At 66.5% G+C, this 20,113-nt stretch carries 18 protein-coding genes and 1 pseudogene; 12 read left to right on the forward strand and 7 right to left on the reverse strand.

Annotated features, from left to right (window positions below; genetic code table 11):
• Nucleotides 1-171: 171 nt before the first annotated feature.
• The 4 genes from QX039_RS32325 to QX039_RS32340 all read left to right on the forward strand — a co-directional run bounded on the left by QX039_RS32325 (nt 172) and on the right by QX039_RS32340 (nt 3,361).
• The gene (locus QX039_RS32325) at nt 172-2,139 is read left to right on the forward strand and encodes a DEAD/DEAH box helicase (protein WP_315737671.1); all 1,968 of its coding nucleotides are present in this window, start codon (nt 172-174) and stop codon (nt 2,137-2,139) included.
• A 72-nt stretch (nt 2,140-2,211) separates the two neighbouring features.
• A complete protein-coding gene (locus QX039_RS32330; protein ID WP_315717693.1) occupies nt 2,212-2,613 on the forward strand; it encodes a DUF2177 family protein in 402 nt (133 codons plus the stop codon).
• Nucleotides 2,614-2,696: 83 nt separating this feature from the next.
• Entirely contained in the window at nt 2,697-2,981 is a 285-nt protein-coding gene (locus QX039_RS32335; RefSeq protein ID WP_315737737.1) for a type II toxin-antitoxin system ParD family antitoxin, read from the forward strand.
• A gap of 29 nt (nt 2,982-3,010) precedes the next feature.
• A complete protein-coding gene (locus tag QX039_RS32340) occupies nt 3,011-3,361 on the forward strand; it encodes a type II toxin-antitoxin system RelE/ParE family toxin (RefSeq protein WP_315737672.1) in 351 nt (116 codons plus the stop codon).
• Nucleotides 3,362-3,378: 17 nt separating this feature from the next.
• Here QX039_RS32340 and QX039_RS32345 read toward each other — a convergent pair whose 3' ends face one another.
• Nucleotides 3,379-4,038 (reverse strand): peroxiredoxin, encoded by a 660-nt coding sequence (locus QX039_RS32345; protein ID WP_315737673.1) that lies wholly within the window; start codon nt 4,036-4,038, stop codon nt 3,379-3,381.
• Nucleotides 4,039-4,401: 363 nt separating this feature from the next.
• Between QX039_RS32345 and QX039_RS32350 the strand changes: the two genes are divergently transcribed.
• Nucleotides 4,402-4,971 carry a hypothetical protein gene (locus QX039_RS32350; RefSeq protein ID WP_315737674.1) on the forward strand — a complete coding sequence of 190 codons (570 nt, stop codon included), beginning with the start codon at nt 4,402-4,404 and terminating at the stop codon, nt 4,969-4,971.
• 259 nt (nt 4,972-5,230) lie between these two features.
• Here QX039_RS32350 and QX039_RS32355 read toward each other — a convergent pair whose 3' ends face one another.
• Nucleotides 5,231-7,087 carry an alkaline phosphatase family protein gene (locus tag QX039_RS32355; RefSeq protein WP_315774003.1) on the reverse strand — a complete coding sequence of 619 codons (1,857 nt, stop codon included), beginning with the start codon at nt 7,085-7,087 and terminating at the stop codon, nt 5,231-5,233.
• 205 nt (nt 7,088-7,292) lie between these two features.
• Between QX039_RS32355 and QX039_RS32360 the strand changes: the two genes are divergently transcribed.
• Nucleotides 7,293-7,787, forward strand: coding sequence for a ferritin-like domain-containing protein (locus QX039_RS32360; RefSeq protein ID WP_315737676.1), 495 nt, complete (start codon nt 7,293-7,295; stop codon nt 7,785-7,787).
• Nucleotides 7,788-7,966: 179 nt separating this feature from the next.
• Here QX039_RS32360 and QX039_RS32365 read toward each other — a convergent pair whose 3' ends face one another.
• The gene (locus QX039_RS32365; RefSeq protein ID WP_315737677.1) at nt 7,967-8,674 is read right to left on the reverse strand and encodes a TetR/AcrR family transcriptional regulator; all 708 of its coding nucleotides are present in this window, start codon (nt 8,672-8,674) and stop codon (nt 7,967-7,969) included.
• A gap of 45 nt (nt 8,675-8,719) precedes the next feature.
• On the opposite strand from QX039_RS32365, the gene QX039_RS32370 reads away from it, so the two are divergent.
• Complete coding sequence (locus QX039_RS32370; protein ID WP_315737738.1) at nt 8,720-9,844, forward strand: NAD(P)/FAD-dependent oxidoreductase; 1,125 nt, start codon at nt 8,720-8,722, stop codon at nt 9,842-9,844.
• 47 nt (nt 9,845-9,891) lie between these two features.
• Here the strand turns inward: QX039_RS32370 and QX039_RS32375 are convergent, their stop codons facing one another.
• The 3 genes and pseudogenes from QX039_RS32375 to QX039_RS32385 all read right to left on the reverse strand — a co-directional run bounded on the left by QX039_RS32375 (nt 9,892) and on the right by QX039_RS32385 (nt 13,945).
• On the reverse strand, nt 9,892-11,142 hold the full coding sequence (locus QX039_RS32375) for an arsenic transporter (RefSeq protein ID WP_315737678.1): 1,251 nt from the start codon (nt 11,140-11,142) through the stop codon (nt 9,892-9,894).
• Nucleotides 11,143-11,164: 22 nt separating this feature from the next.
• A pseudogene (locus QX039_RS32380) lies at nt 11,165-11,452 on the reverse strand (MFS transporter); the annotation flags it as partial.
• A 27-nt stretch (nt 11,453-11,479) separates the two neighbouring features.
• Entirely contained in the window at nt 11,480-13,945 is a 2,466-nt protein-coding gene (locus QX039_RS32385; RefSeq protein ID WP_315737679.1) for a PAS domain-containing protein, read from the reverse strand.
• A 226-nt stretch (nt 13,946-14,171) separates the two neighbouring features.
• Here QX039_RS32385 and QX039_RS32390 point away from each other — a divergent pair, with 226 nt between their 5' ends.
• From QX039_RS32390 to QX039_RS32410, 5 genes are all read left to right on the forward strand, one after another.
• Nucleotides 14,172-15,299, forward strand: coding sequence for a putative zinc-binding peptidase (locus QX039_RS32390; protein ID WP_315737680.1), 1,128 nt, complete (start codon nt 14,172-14,174; stop codon nt 15,297-15,299).
• Between the two features lie 68 nt (nt 15,300-15,367).
• Complete coding sequence (locus tag QX039_RS32395) at nt 15,368-15,586, forward strand: hypothetical protein (RefSeq protein WP_315737681.1); 219 nt, start codon at nt 15,368-15,370, stop codon at nt 15,584-15,586.
• A gap of 156 nt (nt 15,587-15,742) precedes the next feature.
• Nucleotides 15,743-17,758 (forward strand): acetyl/propionyl/methylcrotonyl-CoA carboxylase subunit alpha, encoded by a 2,016-nt coding sequence (locus QX039_RS32400; RefSeq protein WP_315737682.1) that lies wholly within the window; start codon nt 15,743-15,745, stop codon nt 17,756-17,758.
• Between the two features lie 233 nt (nt 17,759-17,991).
• Complete coding sequence (locus tag QX039_RS32405; RefSeq protein WP_315737683.1) at nt 17,992-18,858, forward strand: isocitrate lyase/PEP mutase family protein; 867 nt, start codon at nt 17,992-17,994, stop codon at nt 18,856-18,858.
• Nucleotides 18,855-19,157, forward strand: coding sequence for an acylphosphatase (locus QX039_RS32410; protein ID WP_315737684.1), 303 nt, complete (start codon nt 18,855-18,857; stop codon nt 19,155-19,157). Before QX039_RS32405 ends, QX039_RS32410 begins: the two co-directional genes overlap by 4 nt.
• Before the next feature lie 117 nt (nt 19,158-19,274).
• Here the strand turns inward: QX039_RS32410 and QX039_RS32415 are convergent, their stop codons facing one another.
• Complete coding sequence (locus QX039_RS32415; protein WP_315737685.1) at nt 19,275-20,084, reverse strand: class I SAM-dependent methyltransferase; 810 nt, start codon at nt 20,082-20,084, stop codon at nt 19,275-19,277.
• Nucleotides 20,085-20,113: the final 29 nt, after the last annotated feature.

Raw genomic sequence — 20,113 nt, forward strand, 5'->3', positions numbered from 1 at the left:
CGCAGCGGTGGCCATGCGTCTCGCATCTTCCGGGCCGCGCGGCCGTCGACCATCGGTATCGCCCGGCCCGGCTGGGCGCACTGAGCAGGACAGGATTTGACCGTTCACGGCCCTCGTGTTCCGGCGCGGCATGGCGTAAAGCAGCCGGATCGAAACGAGGTTTCCGGTCACTTGTCCTTTCCCACGACGAATCCGCCGCTCGCCCGCGCTCTGGCCGAGCGCAATTATGAGACTCCGACGCCCGTACAGCTCGCCGTGCTTGCGCATGACGCCGTCGACCGTGACCTCCTGGTTTCGGCGCAGACCGGCTCGGGCAAGACCGTGGCCTATGGGCTGGCGCTTGCGAACAACCTGCTGGGCAAGGCCGAGCGGTTCGAGCGGGCCACCGCGCCGCTGGCGCTGATCGTGGCGCCGACGCGCGAGCTTGCCTTGCAGGTCCAGCGCGAGCTCGCATGGCTTTATCAGCACGCGGGCGCGCGCGTCGTCTCCTGCGTCGGCGGCATGGATCCGCGCCGCGAGCAGCGCGAGCTGGAGGCAGGGGCCCATATCGTCGTCGGCACGCCCGGGCGGCTGTGTGATCATCTGCGGCGCGGGCGTCTCGACATCTCGGAACTGAAGGCCGTGGTGCTCGACGAGGCCGACGAGATGCTCAATCTCGGCTTTCGCGAGGACCTCGAGTTCATCCTCGAGACCACGCCGGACACGCGCCGGACCCTGCTGTTCTCGGCGACTTTCCCGCGCGGCATCGTCGCGCTGGCCAAACAGTATCAGGACGACGCCTTCCGGATCGAGGTCGAGGGCGACGAAGGCGGGCATGCCGACATCGAGTACCGCGCCATCCGCATCGCCGCCGACGATGTCGAGCATGCGGTCGTCAACGTGCTGCGCTTCTACGAGTCGCCGAGCGCGATCGTGTTCTGCAACACCCGCGAGAAGGTGCGCCATCTGCAGGCGGCGCTGCTGGAGCGCGGCTTTTCCGTCGTCGCGCTGTCGGGTGAGCTGACCCAGAACGAGCGGACCACGGCGCTGCAGTCGCTGCGCGACGGGCGCGCGCGGGTGTGCGTGGCAACCGACGTCGCAGCACGCGGCATCGATCTCGCGAAGCTCGACCTCGTCGTCCACGCCGAGCTGCCGAATGATCCCGAGGTGATGCAGCATCGCTCGGGTCGCACCGGCCGCGCCGGCCGCAAGGGCGTCAGCGTGCTCCTGGTGCCGCCGGCCCGCCGACGGCGCGCGGAAACGCTGCTGAACCTCGCCGGCATCGAGGCCGCGTGGGGCGCCGCGCCGCAGGCGGATGAGATCCGCAAGCTCGATCAGGAGCGCATGCTCCACGACCAGGTGTTCACCGAGGAGACGACGGCGGAGGATCTGGCGCTCGCGCAGGCGCTGCTGGCGGAGCGGTCGGCCGAGGACATCGCCGCCGCATTGGCGCGGCTCTATCGCGCGCGGCTGCCGTCGCCCGAGGACATTCTCGATCCAGGCCAGGATCGTGGCCGTGCGCGCGAGGATCGCGGTCGCGACACCGTCAGGCCGGCGCGCGGCGAGGAGCGGCCACCGTCGCCCCGAACGAAGACGGGGAAGCCGTCGGCGCGCCACGGCATGGGCGAGCCGAGCGTCTGGTTCCGGGCGGCGATCGGGCGCAGGAAGAATGCGGAAGCGCGCTGGCTGCTGCCGATGATCTGCCGCCGCGGGGGCATCGACAAGCACGACATCGGCGCCATCAAGATCCAGGACACGACGACCGAGTTCGAGATCGCCGCGCGCGTCGCCGACGCTTTCACTGCGAACATCCGCCGTCCCGACAAGGAGGACAATATCCGGATCGAGCCGCTGGCGGGCGCGCCCTCGGGGCAGGCGTCGCCGGACAAGCCGCGCGCCGAAAAGCGGCCGCCGCGGCGCGAGGCGGACGAGACGGCCTACCATCCGCTGCAGCGCGATGAGCCGCGCGGGGGCAGGGACGCCAAGCCGCGCGGCAAGCCGCATCGCGAGGGGCCGGCGAAACCCGGCCAACAGCCGGCGTTCGCGAACAAAAAGCAGCATCGCGACAAGTCCAGCCACGGCGGACAGACGTATTCAGACAGACCCTCGCGGGCGAAGGCGCCGGGTGGAAAGAAGGCCAAGGCCAAACGCCGCGGCTGATTGGCCCGGCCCAGGCGGGGGCTGCCGTCGCTCCGCGTTATCGGCAGCTGAGCCACCAGGGAGGAGCCGCGCATGAGCCGGTACGCCGTTCTGTATTTCGCGACGCTGGCCGTGCTGCTCGGCTTCGACATCCCGTTCCTGAGTGTCGTCGCCAGGGGCTTCTTCCAGTCGCAGGTCGGCGAGATGCTGGGCGAGATCCGTCCCGTGCCGGCGGTGCTGTTCTATCTGCTCTATGTCGTGGGCGTGCTCATCTTCGTCAGCGGGACGGCCGACGCGACATGGCGCTCGACCTTGCTCTACGGCGCGCTGTTCGGGCTGTTCTGCTACGCGACCTTCGAGCTGACGTCGCTGGCGATGCTCAAGCAGTGGACCTGGGCGGTGGTGGCGGTCGACATCAGCTGGGGCGTGTTCGTGACGGCAGTGTCGGCGACACTCGGGCTGCTGATCGCGGACTGGGCGACGCCACGGGGCTAGCACGTTCCTGGGTCTGGAAGCCTGGCGACAGAAGCCGTCGCCCGTGGCATAGTGAGCCTATAACTCACGCAATGGGCCTTGCGATGCCGGTACGAAACGTCGTTCTGACGGACGATCAGGAAAAGATCATCCAAGGTCTGGTGGAGTCCGGCCGGTACCAGAACGCGACTGAAGTGCTGCGCGATGGGCTGCGTTTGATCGAGCAGCGCGAGGCCGAAGATGCTGCACGGCTGAACGGCCTGCGCGAGGCCGCGCAGGCTGGTTTTTCTGCGCTCGATCGCGGCGAGTTCAAGGAGTTCACCAGCATGGACGAGCTTCAAGCCTATCTCTACGGCCTCTCGGACAGGCTTATCAGCCGCGCCGATTGATCGCCGCGCCCGCACGGGAGCATCTGACGATGGAGGAGACGTGGAGAGTTCGTCTCAGTGCCGTCGCAGAGCTCGACTTCGCGAATATCCTGAAATGGACGGTAGAGAACTTCGGTCGCCGTCAGGCCGAAGTGTACCGGGACACGCTGCTGCGCGCGATCGGAGAACTAGCGTATGGTCCCGATGTTGCGGGATCCAGGGCTCGAGATGAGATCATGCACGGCGTTCGCACACTTCATGTCGCACGACACGGCCGCGCTGGGCGCCATCTGCTGCTCTACCGCGTGGGTGGCTGTGGGATCATCGAGATCGGCCGCATCCTGCATGACCGTATGGACCTGCGGCGGCATTCGCCCTTCCCATCCGAGAAGGGCGAATGAACTGGCCGCTCGAGCACTCACTTCGGCTGCGGCACCACGCGCAGATAGGGCTTGGGCGCCTTCCAGCCGTTCGGATAGATCGTCTTGGCCTCGTCGTCGGACACCGAGCCGGCGATGATGACGTCCTCACCCTGCTTCCAGTCGGCGGGGGTGGCGACGCGGTGCTTTGACGTGAGCTGCAGCGAGTCGATGACGCGCAGTATTTCCTGGAAGTTGCGCCCGGTGGTCATCGGGTAGACCAGGATCAGCTTGATCTTCTTGTCGGGCCCGATGATGAAGACGTTGCGGACGGTCTGATTGTCGGCCGCGGTGCGCTTGGACGGATCACCGGAGATCGCCGCCGGCAGCATGTCGTAGAGCTTGGAGACGTTGTAGTCGGTGTCGCCGATCATCGGATAGTTCGGCGCCGCGCCCTGCGTCTCGCGGATGTCCTCCGACCATTTGGCGTGGTTGTCCACCGGGTCGACCGACAGGCCCATCAGCTTGACACCGCGCTTGTCGAACTCCGGCTTCAGCCGCGCCAGCGCGCCGAGCTCGGTGGTGCACACCGGGGTGAAATCCTTCGGATGCGAGAACAAGAGGGCCCAGCTGTCGCCGATCCAGTCGTGGAATTTGATCTTGCCTTCGGTGGTGTCTGCCTCGAAGTCCGGGGCAGTGGAGCCGATCTGGAGAGCCATGGCAGTCCCTTTCAGTACAGGTGGCGGGAATAAATCTTCTAAACACTATAGGAAATGCCGCCGCGGAAGGGAACTGGCTGACGGAAAAGAGAAGATAATTGCTCCAAAGCTCACGCGGCCAACAACTTCTTTTGAGTTTCCGGGCTGCGGCGAAACATCCATGAGACGACCGGTTGCCCAGATTTCGCCATCTGTTGGTCGCAACACGCCGCCCCCTGACGCCCCTTGGCTTTGAACCGTGATCGAGGTCACTGCGGCAAATCGGCAACCGATACAAAAACCCACAGCACCGTTTCGAACCGTTAACCACTCGTTCAGACGCGGGCCGACAAGGTGGGTCAACACAGCAACTGAGAAGAGAACATGGCTACCTCTGCACCAAAAACCATCGGCATCGATGGTCTCGAACCGTCCTCCTGTGAGACCGCTGCTTTCGCGCTCGGCATCGTGCGCGACGGCGTGATCACCGGCGAGGGTCCGACCACCGCGGGACGCGTGCATTTCTCCCGCGTGCTCGATGCCGATGACGCCGCCTGGTGCGCGCGCATTCTAAGCGCTGCCGCGATCAACGACGTGCCCGTCAGCCGCGCCGAGGCCGAAGCGCTGTTCGCGATCGATGCCGCCGCGACCGAGCGCAAGGACGACGGCCGGTTCGAGGATCTGCTCGCCAAGGCGGTGGCGCATCATGCCGCGGCCGCCTCCGGCCTGCCGGTGCCGCCGCGCAGCGTGGCGTTGTCGCCGGAGACGGCGATCGAGAGCTGGGCTCCGGTCAATGCGCGGGGCCTCCGCACCGATGCGCTGGAATGGGTCGCCAAGCAGATGCGCGGCAAGCGCCAGGGCAACCGTGCGCTGATGGCGATGGTGGCCACGCTGGTCGGCGTCACCGTGCTGCCGCTGGCGCAACTGCCGTCGATGATCGACATCGGCATGTAAGCGCGTCGCGTTCATCCAAAGGCACGAGTTCGACGAGCGCGATGACCTCATCGCGCTCTTTTCTTTTTGACCGGCGGCGATCGCATGACGGCTCTTGATGGCGCCGCCCGGCCGGTGAATCAATCGGCGGTGCGACATGCGGGAACGGTCTCCCCGGGTATCGCTGCGCTCACCCGGGCTACGGCACCACGTCTAGTCGAAACAGAAATGCCCCACTTTCGCGGGGCACTCTGCTGATCGCGTAGAGGTGGCGGACTGACTACTTCGCCGCCGCCGTTTTCTTCGGCGCCTCGTCGTCGAGTCCCACGGTGCGGCCGGGGAAGCCGGCGGCGTCGAAATAGCGCTGGGTGCCGACGCGCTGCAGCTTCAGCACGGTGCGCAGTCCGCCGGCGGCCGGATCCGACTTGATGACGTCCGACGTCGCCTTCGGCGTGGTGCCGTTCGGCATCGCCTCGGTCATGATGCGGCCGATCAGTCTGCCCTTCGGAGCGACCTTGAGGTCGAGCAGCTTCGCCGCGGTGATGCCGACATCGGCATTGCTGACGGGCAGGGGATCGACGAAGCCCGCCTTGAAGTCGGGTCCGGTGGCCGCCATGAAGCTGTAGGTGTCGCCGCGGCCGAACGAGCCGTGCATGCCCTGGCCCTGGCGCAGCACGGTGTCGGCGACCTCGACCTGGCAGTTGCTCGGCTGATCGCAGCCCGGCGCGACATAGGAGCGGAAGTTGACCACGATCGCCGGATGCGGCGTCACCGCCTTTCCCTGCAGGTTGATCCGCGACAGCGGCAGCGTGCCGGGAATCTCGCCGAGCTTGTCGTCGACGAAGATGCCGGAGACGTAGTCCTGCGCCAGCAGCGCCTTGACGGTGCGGCGGGCGAGCTTCCTGTCGTTGTTGGGCAGATAGATCAGGTCGGAGCCGCCATTGGTGGCGACGACGAGATCGGGCTTGGTTGGATCCTTGCCGAGCACGCCGTTGCCGGCCTTCGGGTGCTTGCCGTTGGGCACCGCCGCGTTCTTGTCGTTGGGATCGAACAGCGGCAGGTCAAGCGCCTTGGCGAGGTCGATCGCCAGGAAGCCCATCGGCAGGAAGTCCTTCGGGGTGTCGTCGTAGCTGACCTTGGCCGATGGGCTGGTCTTGCTCTCCTTGGAGATGGTCGAGAAGCCGTGGTCGGCCTGGACCATGATGTTGGTCGAGGCGGCAAGCCCGAGATCGTCGAGCGCCTTGCGCAACGCCGCCAGATTGTCGTCGGCATTCCTGATGCCGGCCATCGACGTCGGGCCATTGATGCCCGGCGTGATGGTGTTGAGGCTGTCGCCGTGATTGTGCTGGCTGCCGTCCGGATCGCGCGACCAGAACACCAGAACGAACGGCTTGTTGCGGGCCTTGAACATCGGCAGCACCGCCTTGGTGGCGACGTCGACCATGTCGGCCTGCTGCACGACGTTGGCCGAGGTCGTGCCCGGCGTCTTGGCGTCGCCCGCCTTTCCGTTGTCGCCGCGCGACGGCGTCGCCAGCGGCAGGCCGGCCTTGGTCATGGCGTCCTTGACCTCGTCTGTGACAGGCACGCCGTTCTTATTGCCCGTGGAATCGTCGATCACGATCGAGGAGGTCGCGCCGGGCTTGCAAGGGCAGCCGGTGTGGTCGAACAGGTAGGTCGGGCCGACTTTGCCGATCGCGGCGGTCGAATAGCCGGCCTTGCGGGCGAGCTTCAGGATGGTGTCCTCGTTGAGGTAGTCGCCGTTGAAATGCTCGTCGATATCGCCGAGCACGGCGTCGTTCTCGATGAAGGGCACGACGGTGCCGCCGGCCGGCGCCGAGGTGTAGCCCGTGAAGATCGTGTTCGAGAACGTGCCGGTGTCGCCGAGATAGTGGCCCGTCGCCATGGCCGAGCCGTTGGCCATCGTGAAGGTCGGAAACAGCGAGTGCGAATTCTTGAAGTTGACGCCCTTGTCGCGGACGGCGGCCATGGCCGGGGCGGTCTCCGGCGTCACCTTGAGCGCACGCAGGCCGTCGGGAATGAACAGGATGAGGTTATGGGGGGTGGCGTTCTGCGCAAATGCGGCTCCGGACGACAGCAAGGTCAGTCCGGCGCACAGCAGCACGAGCGGGCGGCGCATTGAAAACTCCTGAAGGCAATCGGCGGAATCGCGGCGTCTCGCCGCAGGGAAGAGCTGTAGTTTTGCCGGGTGACAGTTTTGTTACAAGAGGCTCGGAGGGCCGCCGACAGCGCTCCGGGCAGGATTTTCTTGCGGCGGGCTCGTCGGTGGCAGGAACTAGGGTATGGCTTTCTGGTTGTCGGCTCACAATCAACAGGAGCACACCATGCCTGCCGACAAAGACCTCAACGAGCTCTTCCTCGATACCCTCAAGGACATCTACTACGCCGAGAAGCAGATCCTGAAGACGCTGCCGAAAATGGCCAAGGCGGCGCAGTCGGAGAAGCTGGCGGCGGCGTTCGAGAAGCACCACGACGAGACCGAAGGCCAGATCGAGCGGCTCGAGCAGATCTTCGAGCTGATCGGCAAGCCCGCCCGTGGCAAGAAGTGCGATGCGATCGAGGGCATCATCGACGAGGGCAAGGAGATCATGGACGAGTACAAGGGGACACAGGCGCTCGACGCCGGCCTTCTTGCGGCAGCGCAGGCGGTCGAGCACTATGAGATGTCGCGCTATGGCACCCTGAAGGCCTGGGCCCTCAAGCTCAACCTGCCGAAGGCCGCCAAGCTGCTCGACCAGACGCTGAATGAAGAGCGGAAGACCGACGAGACGCTGACCAAGATCGCTGAGACTGCGGTCAACTACGAAGCCGCGGCATGACCATCGGCCGATCGTGATCACAACGCCGCCAGCGTGCCACCAGCGCTGGCGGCGGCGTCACGAGTCGCACCTTCGGAGCCTGGTTGGAGCCTGCCAAGGCGCCGACCTCGATATTCTCCCGCCGGTTGCGCATCTCCTTGCGTTCGGAGGAGGCAGGTGGGCTGCAAGTCAGCCGCTGCCTATCGGATGGTCCCGATCCCGGCCAGGATGAGGTCGATGCCGGCAAGAAATTGCGCGCGGTCGTCGTGCTCGCGCAGCTCCGTCGCCACCCGATGCACGAACGGGTACTCCGCGGGATCGAGCTGCGTCCACCGCGTGGCGACCGCTCCGAGGAACGCCGCGCGGTCCGTCTCGCGCGGGAGGAGGCGGGCGTTCGCGGCATTCTGCCCGGCCACGCCAAGGATATAGTTCAAGAGCGCGGACGCGGCATCGAACAGGGCGCTTTCGGGGACACCGAGCGTCTGGAGCCGTCCGCCGACGCTTTCGACGATCTGCAGCATCGCGGACCGCCACGGTTCACGGAAAAGCTGGGCACCCACCCAGGGGTGGGCGTCGATTGCGTCGAACAGCCCGAGGGCAACGGCACGGATCGCCTGTCGCGGCTCTGCATCGCCCACGACCCCGGTCATGACACGGGCAATGACGTCATCGGTGGCCGCTGCGAGCAAATCGCTCTTGTTGGCGACGTGCCAGTAGATCGCCCCGCTGCCGGTCGCCAGGCGAGCTGCGAGCGCGCGGAAGGTCAGAGCGCTTTCGCCCTCGGTGTCGAGGATCTCGGTCGCGGCCTCGACGATTCTCTCCTTCGAGAGCGCATCCGCGCGCCGTTCCGTCCGTTGTGTTCTGCTCGCCATGACCATCATCTTGACATGATTGGAACGTTGTTCCAATCAACTTTCATGGAACGACGTTCCAGTCAATTTGAAAGGCAGATGATGACGACACCCGTCACGATCGTCGGCGCGGGCCTCGGCGGCCTTACGCTCGCACGCGTCCTCCATGTCCACGGTATCCCGGCTACGATCTATGAGGCGGAGCCATCTGCCGAGACCCGGGCGCAAGGCGGCCAGCTCGATATTCACGAGCACGACGGGCAACGTGCCCTCGCAGACGCCGGCCTCATCGATGCGTTCCGTGAGATCATCCATGAGGGCGGCGCGGCGTCGCGCGTGCTTGACCGGCATGGCACGGTGCTGCTCGCGCAGCCCGATGACGGCCGACGCCCCGAGGTGCTGCGGGGTGATCTGCGGCGGATTCTTCTCGAGTCCCTGCCAGCTGAGACGATCCAGTGGGGCAAGAAGCTGACCGGCGTCGTGCGCCTCGGCGACCACAGGCACGAGCTGAGATTCGCGGACGGGGCGAGCGTGGTCACGAGCCTGCTGGTCGGCGCCGACGGCGCCTGGTCGAAGGTCCGGCCCCTGCTGTCGGCCGCCAAGCCGGAATATGTCGGCACGACGTTCGTTGAGACCTACCTGCATGACGCCGACGAGCGGCACACCGCGGCGGCCGAAGCAGTCGGCGGCGGCGCATTGTTCGCGCTCGCTCCGGGACAGGGGATCTGCGCGCACCGTGAGGCAGGACAGGTTCTTCACGCCTACGTCGCGCTGAACCGCTCCGCCGAGTGGATCGCCGGCATCGACTTCATGGACGCTGCCGCCGCGACGGCGCGAATTGCGGCCGAGTTCGACGGATGGGCGCCTGCGCTCACCGCGCTGATCACCGACGGCGAAACCCCGCCGGTCCCGCGCATGATCCACACGCTTCCGAACGACCATCGGTGGGACCGTGTGCCTGGGGTGACGCTTCTCGGTGATGCCGCGCACCTGGCGCCGCCGGCCGGCGAGGGCGCGAACCTGGCGATGTTCGACGGCGCCGAGCTCGGCAAGGCGATCGCTGCCCACCCCGGCGACATCGAAGCGGCACTCGCCATCTACGAAGCAGCGCTATTCCCGCGCAGCTCGTCGGCGGCCGCAGGCGCGCATCAAATCCTCAAGCTCTGCCTCGGCGACAGCGCACCATTCGGGCTCGTCGACTTCTTCAACGGTGCCCTGGAGAGGTAGGGCGGGCTCCCGCCTTCGTCACCGTGCCCACCGCCATCACATCGATGTCAGATCGCTGCGGCCAGCGCCGCGATCAGCGCTGGCGGCGTTGCTACGAGTCCGATCTTGAGAAACTGCCAGGCGGACACCTCGATTTTTTCGCGCCGCAGGGCGGTCAGCCACAGGATGGTGGCGAGCGAGCCGGTCACCGAGATGTTGGGGCCGAGATCGACGCCGATCAGAATTGCACGGATGACCTCATGCGACAGGTGATCGCTGGCCGCCACCGAGCCGGCGACCAGTCCGACGGGAAGATTGTTGGCGATGTTGTCGGCGATCGCCGTGATCAGGCCCGCGGCCCAGGCGGCGCCAGCCGGTGAGCCGGTAACGCCCTGGTGCAGCCAGGCGCTGAGCTGGCCGATCGCGCCGGCCCGGTTCAGGCCTTCGACCATCACGAACAGGCCGCCGACCAGCGGCAGCACGCCCCAGGACACGCCTTTGATCGTGGGCCATGGCGACTGCCGGCTGATCAGCAGGATCGCGGCCGCCGTGACCACGCCACAGACGAAGGTCGGCAAGCCCAGTTGCACGTCGAGCGCCGAGGCGGTCAGCAACACGGCGGCAATCGCCATGATTCCGACCGCGGCGAGCCGACCCTCGCGGCTCAGATGCGGCTTGTCGACATCGGTCCGCAGCGTCTCCTCACGGAGCGCGCGGCGCTGGGTCAGCCACAGCGCGACATAGGTCAGGGCGATCGCGGCCATCGAGGGCAAAGTGAACTGGCGCAGCCATTCGGTGAGATGCGGCATGCGCTCGCCGAACACGACCAGATTGGCCGGATTGGAGATCGGCAGCACGAAGCTCGCGGCATTGGCGATGAAGGCGCAGACGTAGAGATAGGGCAGCGGCGAAGCGCCGGCGGCGCGCGTGGCGGCATAGACGGCCGGCGTCAGCACGATCGCGGTGGCATCGTTGGAGAGCACCACGGTGACCAGGGTACCGACCGCATAGACCAACAGGAACAGGAGTTGCGGCGAGCCGCGCGCATGCTCCACGGCATAGGCCGCGAGATAGTCGAACAAGCCCTCGCGGCGGGCCAGCTCGGCAATCAGCATCATGCCGATCAGGAACAGATAGACGTCGACGCCCTTGCGGATGCCGGTGAGCGCATCAGCGACAGGCAGCAGGCCGAGCGCGACCAACAGGATCGCGCCGGCGACGGCCCACACGGCCTCGGGCAGCCGAAACGGGCGGATGATGACGCCGGCGGTGGCGGGAATGATGATGGCGTAAGCGAGCCAGGTATCTTGCAGGGACATGATCAGGGATCGATAGAGCAAATCATTCGGCGGGGATAGCGGGCGAGGACGCCGCATCCGGGTGCGCGGCCTCCGGTCCACCGGTCTCGGGCTGCAGCCGCCAGCATACGATCACGGCGGCCGCGCCGAAGGCCAGGAACGCGGCGCTGTAGCCGCCATGGACGACGACCGGGCCCGCCAGCGCGGTCGACAGCGCCGCGCCAATGCTCTGCGCTGTAATCACGGCGCCCTGAGCAATGTTGAAGCGGCCGGTGCCGCGCATCAGGTCCGCGACGATCACCGGCATGATCGCGCCGAAGATGCCGGCGCCGGGGCGCGCGAAGCGCGCACTACCTACTCAGCGCGGCAGCGGCGCCTTCTCGGCCATCGCCTTGCGCAGGATGCGCGACAGCGACTCCACCGAATAGGGCTTCTTGATCAGCTCGAAGCCGTGATGGGCGTTCTCCGCGAGCACGTGGCTGTAGCCGGATGTCAGCACCACCGGCAGGCCGGGATAGCGGTCGCGGATGATGCCGGCGAGCTCCAGGCCGTTGATGCCGGGCATGATGACGTCGGAGAACACGAGGTCGACCGCGAATTCGTCGTTCGCCAGGATTGCCAGTGCATCGGCGGCATTGGCGACGCGGCGCGTCACATAGCCGAGGTCCTCGAGCAGCTCGGTCGAGAACTGCCCCACCTCGTCATTGTCCTCGACCACGAGCACGCGGTAGCCGCGCCCGATGGTCGCCGGCTCGATGCGCGCGGAGCCGGCTTCCGTGCCGGATTGCGGTGCCGTGGCCTGCGGCAGGTAGATCGTGAAGGTCGCGCCGTGGCCGATGCGGCTGTCGACCGCGATGTCGCCTTCGGACTGCTTGGCGAAGCCGAACGCCTGGCTGAGGCCGAGACCCGTGCCCTTGCCGACCTCCTTGGTGGTGAAGAAGGGTTCGAAGATGGCGTTGAGGTGCTGAGGCGCGATGCCGCCCCCGGTGTCGGCGACCGAAATCGCGATGAAGGCACCGGGCCGGGGGCCCTGGCCACGCAAGGCCGGGATGCTCTCGGTCCGCTGCACGCCGATTTTCAGATGTCCTTCACCGTTCATGGCGTCGCGCGCATTGACGGCGAGGTTGATCAGCGCGGTCTGGAATTGCGCGACGTCGGCGAGGGTGAACAGTCCGCTGTTCGTGACCGCGAGCTCGATCTGGATGCGGCCGCCGACGAGAGGACGGATCAGCTGCACGACGTTCTCGACCTGCTCGCCAACATTGAACACCTGCGGCGTCAAGGGTTGCCGCCGCGCGAAGGCCAGAAGTTGCGCGGTCAGCTTCGAGGCGCGCTCCACCGTCTCGGAGATCGCATCGACATAGCGCCGGCGCCGTTCCTCGGGGAGATCGCGGCGGCGCAGGAAGTCGGTGGCCGAGCGGATGATGGTGAGCAGGTTGTTGAAATCGTGCGCGACGCCGCCGGTGAGCTGGCCGATCGCCTCCATCTTCTGCGACTGCCGCAACAGCTCCTCGCCCTGGATGCGTTCGGTGACGTCGACCGCCTCGGCGACCGCGCCGGTGACCACATCATGCTGGTCGAACAGAGGCCGCATCGAAAGCTCGAAATGTCGCTGGCCGCTGGCGAAATCGAGCCGCATCTCGGTCCGAAAGCTCTCGCCGGCGAGAACGCGGGCGAACGCCTTGCGCAGCATCTCGGTCACGCCCGGCGTATGGGTGAACCAGGGCGCATCCCAGAGCGGCTGGCCGATGACGTTCACTTCACCGGCGCGCATGCCGGCGACCGCGATGCGGTTGGCATGCAGCACGCGGCCCTCGACGTCGAGGATGGCCTGATACTGATTGCTGGTGTCGAAGATCGCGCGCATGCGCGCTTCATTGGCCTCGAGTTGGGCGGTGCGCTCCTTGATCCGCTCTTCGAGGGTCTCGTTGATGCGGCGCAGCTCGATCTCGGCCTGCTTGGCGGCCGTGACGTCGTGAGCGACGCCGATGAATCCGACATGTTTGCCGTTCGCGTCCCAGCGCGGCTGCGATTCCGAGCGCAGCCAGCGCCATTCGCCGTCGGCGCGGCGGTAGCGCGCCTCGAGGAAGAACGGCTTCAGCGAGCGCTCTCCCGACTGCTGCTGCTCCAGGATGCGCGGAAGGTCCTCGGGATGCAGCACCTTGCGCCAGTCGAAGGCCAGCGTCTCGTCATGGGGCAGGCCGAGGAAATCGACATAGGCGCGATTGACGAAGGAGCGGGTGCGGTCGAGCTTCGTCACCCAGATCGGCACCGGGGCGCTGTCGGCGATCAGCCGGAAGCGCTCCTCGCTCTCGCGCAGTTTGGCCTGCGCCAGCATCTGGTCGGTGACGTCGATATGCGCGCCGACCAGGCGGATGGCGCGGCCGTTCCAGTCGCGCTCGATGCGGGCGATGACGCGGACCCACCGGATCTCGCCATCGCTGGGACGGATGATGCGGTATTCGGTGGTGTAGTCCTCCTGCTTGCTCTTGACCGCGGCGATGAACTCCTGCTCGGCCTTGACGCGGTCGTCGGGATGGACGCGCCTGACCCAGTCTTCGTGAGTCTCGTGAACGGCTTCCGGCGGCAGGCCGTGAATGATCAGGTATTCGGGGGAGCGGCGGTTGCGGTAGCCTTCGCGCAGGTCGACCTCGACGCCGCCGACCCGGGCGATCCGCTGGATGCGCGCGAGCTCCGCCTCGCGTTCCTGCAGCGCGCGATAGGCCTCATCGCGATCGCGCGCGATCTCCTCGATATGCTGGCGCAGCGCGTCGGCGGCAGCCTCCGGCCTCACTTCGTCTCTGGGCGCATCCGCGCTGTTCATGCTGACCTGCACTGATGTGGCGAGCAGTCGCCCGAGAATTCCATCGCGGGTGTTCGGAAGCTTGGCGACATTGGGACCAAGGAAAGCAAACTGACCAGAGATTAAGGCGGGCAAACGCCGGCATGACGAGAACGTCGGGGCAGACAAAAAGTTCCGCGCTCCCGGAACGGACTGTTACTGTCGTGCGTCGTCAGGCCCTGAACACCGCAACACGTAGGTCCACGCCGTGAAGCTCTTCGTCTGTCAGGTCTGCACGAACATCCTGTACTTCGAGAATCGGAGCTGCGGGCGCTGTGGCCATCAGCTCGCCTTCATGCCGGAGCGCCAGATCCTGTCGGCGATCGAGCCGGCGGAGGAGGGCTTTCGGACGCTCGCCGACCACGGGACGGGGCGCTTCTTCTGCGCCAATGCCGAGCACGACGCCTGCAACTGGCTGCTCGAGACCGGCGAGACCGCAGGCTTCTGCCGAGCCTGCCGGCACAACGGCACCATTCCCAATCTGTCCGATCCCGCGCAGCTCGCGGGATGGCGCGAGCTGGAGGTGGCCAAGCACCGACTGTTCTACTCGCTGATCCGATGGAAACTCCCTGTGAAGACGCGGATCGAGGACCCCGAGCACGGGCTGATCTTCAACTTCCTCGCCGATGACCCCGTCGGCCAGCAGAACGTCATGACGGGCCACGACAACGGCCTCGTCACCATCGCGCTGGCCGAGGCCGACGATTTCGAGCGCGAGCGACGGCGGCTCGAAATGGACGAGCCGTACCGGACCTTGCTCGGTCATTTCCGCCACGAGGTCGGGCACTATTTCTGGGACGTGCTGGTGCGCGATGCCGGCAGGCTCGAGGAATGCCGGGCCGTGTTCGGCGACGATACCCAGGACTACGGCGAGGCGCTGAGGCGGCATTACGATCAGGGGCCTCCGGTGGACTGGCAGGACAATTTCGTTTCGGCCTACGCCACCACGCATCCGTGGGAGGATTTTGCCGAGACCTGGGCGCACTACCTCCACATCGTCGATACGCTGGAGATGGCCTCCGAGTTCGGCATCGAGATCGATCCGCCCGCCGACCAGATCGGCGGGCTGACGGCGCGCGTCACCTTCGATCCGTATGTCGCGGAGGATTTCGACATCATCGTCAACGCCTGGCTGCCATTCACCTTCGCCATGAACAGCGTCGCCCGGGCGATGGGCGCGCGCGATCTCTATCCATTCATCCTGACGCCGCCGGTCATCGGCAAGCTCGGCTTCGTCCACCATCTGGTGCGGCAGGGCGCACAGCAAAAGTCTGTCGCTCTGGCTCCCGAAAAGCCACAGGCCGAGCCTCAGCAGGAAGAGATCGGGGCGGCGTGATCCGCCTTGACTCCTTCGAACATAAGGTGAACATGGCGGCGTGACCGGAGCGAGGACCGTCATCGCGCATGCCCAGATCGCAATCCAAGACCGATGCCGCGGACACCGAAGACCTCGCGCTGGACGCCGCCGTAGACCAGGCCATTGCTGCCTGCGGGGGCGATCCGCGGGCGGCCATTCGTGCCCTGATCGTTGCGAACGATTTTCTCGAGACCGAGGTCGGCGAACTGATGAAGGCGGTGTCGCACGCCTATGCCCGCGGACGTTTCCACAGCTATTCCGGCTGACGGCAAGGGACGCAGCTGGCATGCCTCGCCGGACGGCAACGTCGGAACGAGAGGCGGGTTGCGCGCGGGCGATTTTGGTATAGACGAACCGGTCAAGCTCGCGGTGTTACGCCTGTGCCACGAGCGGGGAGCCCGCCCAAAGGTATCAAGCAAGAAATGTTCAAAACCATTCTGATCGCGAACCGCGGCGAGATCGCCTGCCGGGTCATCAAGACCGCCCGCCGCATGGGAATCCGGACCGTTGCGGTCTATTCGGAAGCCGACCGCGATGCGCTTCATGTCGAGATGGCCGATGATGCCGTGCTGATCGGCCCGCCCGCCGCCGCCGAGAGCTATCTCCTGATCGACCGCATCGTCGAGGCCTGCCGCAAGACCGGCGCCGAGGCGGTGCATCCGGGCTACGGCTTCCTGTCCGAGCGCGAGGCTTTCCCGCGGGCATTGGCCGAGGCTGGCATCGTCTTCATCGGCCCCAACCCCGGCGCCATCGCCGCGATGGGCGACAAGATCGAATCGAAGAAGGCGGCCGCCAAGGCCAAGGTCTCGACCGTGCCAGGCTTCCTCGGCGTCATCGAGGACGACAAGCATGCCGTGCGCATCGCCGACGAGATCGGCTATCCCGTCATGATCAAGGCCTCCGCCGGCGGCGGCGGCAAGGGCATGCGCATCGCGCATTCGACCGCCGAGGTGGCCGAGGGCTTCAACCTCGCCAAGGCCGAGGCCAAGGCCTCGTTCGGCGACGACCGCGTCTTCATCGAGAAGTTCATCGTCGATCCCCGCCACATCGAGATCCAGGTGCTCGGTGACAAGCATGGCAACGTGATCTATCTCGGCGAGCGCGAATGCTCGATCCAGCGCCGCAACCAGAAGGTCATCGAGGAGGCGCCGTCGCCGCTGCTCGACGAGGAGACAAGGCGCAAGATGGGCGAGCAGGCGGTCGCGCTCGCCAAGGCCGTGAACTACGACTCCGCCGGCACCGTGGAGTTCGTCGCCGGCCAGGACAAGAGCTTCTACTTCCTGGAGATGAACACCCGCCTGCAGGTCGAGCATCCCGTCACCGAGCTCGTCACCGGTATCGATCTCGTCGAGCAGATGATCCGCGTCGCCGCCGGCGAGAAGCTCGCGCTTGCGCAGAAGGACGTCGCGCTGACCGGCTGGGCGGTGGAGTCGCGCGTCTATGCGGAAGATCCGTTCCGCAGCTTCCTGCCGTCGATCGGCCGCCTCGTGAAGTATCGCCCGCCGGCCGAGAGCAAGGCGGACGGCGTCACCGTGCGCAACGACACCGGCGTGCAGGAGGGCGGCGAGATCTCGATCTACTACGATCCGATGATCGCCAAGCTGGTCACCCATGCGCCGTCGCGGGCTGCCGCGATCGAGGCGCAGTCGACCGCGCTCGATGCGTTCTATGTCGATGGCATCCGCCACAACATCCCGTTCCTGTCGGCGCTGATGAACCATCCGCGCTGGCGCGAGGGAAGGCTGTCGACCGGTTTCATCGCCGAGGAGTTTCCCAAGGGCTTCGCCGCGCGTGCGCCGGAAGGCGAGATCGCGCGCCGGCTAGCGGCGGTGGGTGCTGCGATCGACCACGTGCTCGGCGAGCGCAAGCGGCAGATCTCGCAGCAGATGATCGGCCGGCCTGTGAGGCGGCAGGGCCGCCGCGCGGTGTGGCTCGGGCGTGACGAGATCCTGCTCGACATCACCAGGGAGAACGGCGCGATCACGGTCCGCTTCGTCGGGGCCGACGGCAAGGTCGGCGCGGCGCATCAGTTGGTGTCGGACTGGAAACCGGGCGACGCGGTCTGGCACGGCACCATCGATGGCGCGGCCATCGCAGTGCAGACGCGCCTCATTGCGAACGGTGTGCGGCTTGCGCATCAGGGCGTCGAAGCGCCAGTCTACGTCTACACGGAAGCCGAGGCGACCGCGGCGCGGCTGATGCCGGTCGTCACCGCCGGCGACAGCGGCAAGAAGCTGTTGTGCCCGATGCCCGGCCTCGTGGTCTCGATCGCCGTGACCGAAGGGCAGGAGGTCAAGGCCGGCGAGACGCTCGCCGTGGTCGAAGCCATGAAGATGCAGAACGTGCTGCGCGCCGAGCAGGACGGTACGGTGAAGAAGATCCACGCGACAGCCGGCGCTACGCTCGCGGTGGACGCGCTGATCCTGGAGTTTGCGTAGGACTTGCTCCATCATTCCGGGGCGATGCGCAGCATCGAACCATGATGCGCAATTGCGCATCTGAGAATTTCGAAAGTCCGGGTTCGTCTCGTCGAAGGCGGCCCGGATGACCGAACGAACCATCATCCGTCATTGCGAGGAGCGTCAGCTCCGAAGCAATCCAGAGTTCGGGGCACGATTCTGGATTGCTTCGTCGCTGCGCTCCTCGCAATGACGAAGGAGAGGAGGCGAGGATGACCTTCCGTGCATGCAGAGAGGCGCTCCGTGCGATCCTCGCCGGCGATCGCTGCATCCATCCGGGCTCGGTGTACGACGCGATCTCGATCCGCATCGCCGAAGATCTCGGCTTTGAGCTCGGCATGTTCGGCGGTTCGGCTGCCTCGCTCGCCGTCCTCGGCGATCCCGACATCGCGCTGATCACATTGACCGAGTTGGCCGAGCAGATGCGGCGGATGTCGCGCGCCGCCGCGCTGCCGGTGCTGGTCGATGCCGATCACGGCTATGGCAATGCGATGAACGTGCGCCGCACGGTGCAGGAGCTGGAGGCGGCCGGTGCCGCGGGTCTCACCATCGAGGATACGCTGCTGCCGCAGGCTTTTGGCGAGGCGAAGCCGCAGTTGATCTCGCTCGCCGAAGGGGTCGGCAAGGTGAGGGCAGCGCTCGACGGCCGAGGCGATCCCGCGCTGGTCATTCTGGGGCGAACCGGGGCCGTCTCCATCGCCTCGCTCGACGACGCGATCATGCGCGCCAAAGCCTACGAGGCCTGCGGCGTCGACGGCCTGTTCTTCACCGGCATCACCTCGCGCGATCAGCTCGATGCAATTACGGCAGTCACCACATTGCCGATCGTGCTCGGTGGCGCGCCGGAGGAGATGTCCGATCTCGGCTATCTCGCCTCGCGCCGCGTCCGCGTCGCGCTGCAGGGCCATGCACCGATCGCGGCCGCGACGCAGGCGGTGCATGAGACGCTGAAGGCGCTGCGCAACGGCGCCTCGCCGAAGCAGCTCAAGGGGCTGCCGTCGGCCGAACTGACCGCGCGCGTCATGCGCGATGGCGACGTGAAGAAGAGACTTCGCGAGTTCCTGGGGCTTGGTTCATGATCGGTCGCGCCATCGTCCACGTCACGGTCCGCGGCCGCGTCCAGGGCGTCGGCTACCGCGCCTGGGTCGAGGACCAGGCCATCCTCAACGGGCTCGAAGGCTGGGTCCGCAACCGCAGCGACCGCAGCGTCGAGGCGGTCTTCGCCGGTCCCGCCGACGACGTCGCGGCGATGGTCACGGCCTGCCGCAAAGGGCCGCCGGCTGCGCGTGTCGACGACGTGATCGACGTCGCCGGGACGGTCGATCAGCTCGCATTGCGTCGGCCCGGCGAATCGTTCTCGGTGCTGCAGACGGCGTAGTTGTCTTCCGTTGCCGACTACCGATCGTGCACATTTGTCGGCTTTCTGTTCTGGACGGCTTTGATCCTGCTGCGGGTGCATTTCACCCGCGGTGCACCGTAGAGCGGTCGCTGTCGCTCACCCAGCCGAGATCACCAGCGCCTGTATGCGGCCCTCGATCGGTCCGTCGCCGAACCGGCGCGCCAGCGCGTCCGCGGCCGCCTGCGTGACGGCTGCGAGGCCGGGCGTGCCGCGCGCTTCGATCTCGCCGCGCATCGGCGTGCCCTGGCAGAACGCCATTGCCGACTGATGTGGCGAGGCGGCGCGGCTGCGATGTGCAACCGTCTCGATCACGATATCGGTGAAGCCTGCTGCTGTCAGATCGGCCTCGATCCGCCCGGTGTCGTAGTAGCCGTGCGGAGTCCGGGTGAAGAACTGCGGCGGGTTTTCGGGGAACACCTGCTGCAACGTCTCGTGAACGACGTGAGGGATTTCGTTCTCCTCGATCCGGTCCCAGACATTGAAGACGAAACGTCCTCCGGGCCTGAGCACGCGGCGGGCCTCAGCATAACTCTTGACGCGATCGGGGAAGAACATCGCGCCGAACTGACATGCGACGGCATCGAAGCTCGCGTCGGCAAAGGGCAGGGCCAGCGCATCCGCTTGACGAAATGCGATGCGGCTCTCGGTGGCGAGATGCGTCTTCGCCTGTGCGAGCATCGGCTCGTTGAGGTCGGTGGCGGTGATCCGGACCTCCGGCGGCAGTTGCGCGTGCAGCGCCCTCGTGACCACGCCGGTGCCCGCCGCCGTCTCCAGCACGTCGCGCGGCAGGCAGGCCGCGATGCGCCGCGCAAGATCCTGCGCGTAGGGCACGAAGATCAAGGGCACCAGCAGTTGATCGTAGATCTGCGGGATCGATCCGGTGAAAGCCTTGTCGGATGCCGTCATGGCTTGCTCCTGTTGCAGATGGGGCAGGC

This window comes from Bradyrhizobium sp. SZCCHNR1043, assembly GCF_032489675.1.
GTDB lineage: Bacteria > Pseudomonadota > Alphaproteobacteria > Rhizobiales > Xanthobacteraceae > Bradyrhizobium.

Coding starts and splice junctions, on each gene's coding strand:
- QX039_RS32330 (WP_315717693.1), top strand. CDS start 2,212: ATGAGCCGGTACGCCGTTCTGTATTTCGCGACGCTGGCCGTGCTGCTC.
- QX039_RS32335 (WP_315737737.1), top strand. CDS start 2,697: ATGCCGGTACGAAACGTCGTTCTGACGGACGATCAGGAAAAGATCATC.
- QX039_RS32340 (WP_315737672.1), top strand. CDS start 3,011: ATGGAGGAGACGTGGAGAGTTCGTCTCAGTGCCGTCGCAGAGCTCGAC.
- QX039_RS32345 (WP_315737673.1), bottom strand. CDS start 4,038: ATGGCTCTCCAGATCGGCTCCACTGCCCCGGACTTCGAGGCAGACACC.
- QX039_RS32350 (WP_315737674.1), top strand. CDS start 4,402: ATGGCTACCTCTGCACCAAAAACCATCGGCATCGATGGTCTCGAACCG.
- QX039_RS32355 (WP_315774003.1), bottom strand. CDS start 7,087: ATGCGCCGCCCGCTCGTGCTGCTGTGCGCCGGACTGACCTTGCTGTCG.
- QX039_RS32360 (WP_315737676.1), top strand. CDS start 7,293: ATGCCTGCCGACAAAGACCTCAACGAGCTCTTCCTCGATACCCTCAAG.
- QX039_RS32370 (WP_315737738.1), top strand. CDS start 8,720: ATGACGACACCCGTCACGATCGTCGGCGCGGGCCTCGGCGGCCTTACG.
- QX039_RS32375 (WP_315737678.1), bottom strand. CDS start 11,142: ATGTCCCTGCAAGATACCTGGCTCGCTTACGCCATCATCATTCCCGCC.
- QX039_RS32385 (WP_315737679.1), bottom strand. CDS start 13,945: ATGAACAGCGCGGATGCGCCCAGAGACGAAGTGAGGCCGGAGGCTGCC.
- QX039_RS32395 (WP_315737681.1), top strand. CDS start 15,368: ATGCCCAGATCGCAATCCAAGACCGATGCCGCGGACACCGAAGACCTC.
- QX039_RS32400 (WP_315737682.1), top strand. CDS start 15,743: ATGTTCAAAACCATTCTGATCGCGAACCGCGGCGAGATCGCCTGCCGG.
- QX039_RS32405 (WP_315737683.1), top strand. CDS start 17,992: ATGACCTTCCGTGCATGCAGAGAGGCGCTCCGTGCGATCCTCGCCGGC.
- QX039_RS32410 (WP_315737684.1), top strand. CDS start 18,855: ATGATCGGTCGCGCCATCGTCCACGTCACGGTCCGCGGCCGCGTCCAG.
- QX039_RS32415 (WP_315737685.1), bottom strand. CDS start 20,084: ATGACGGCATCCGACAAGGCTTTCACCGGATCGATCCCGCAGATCTAC.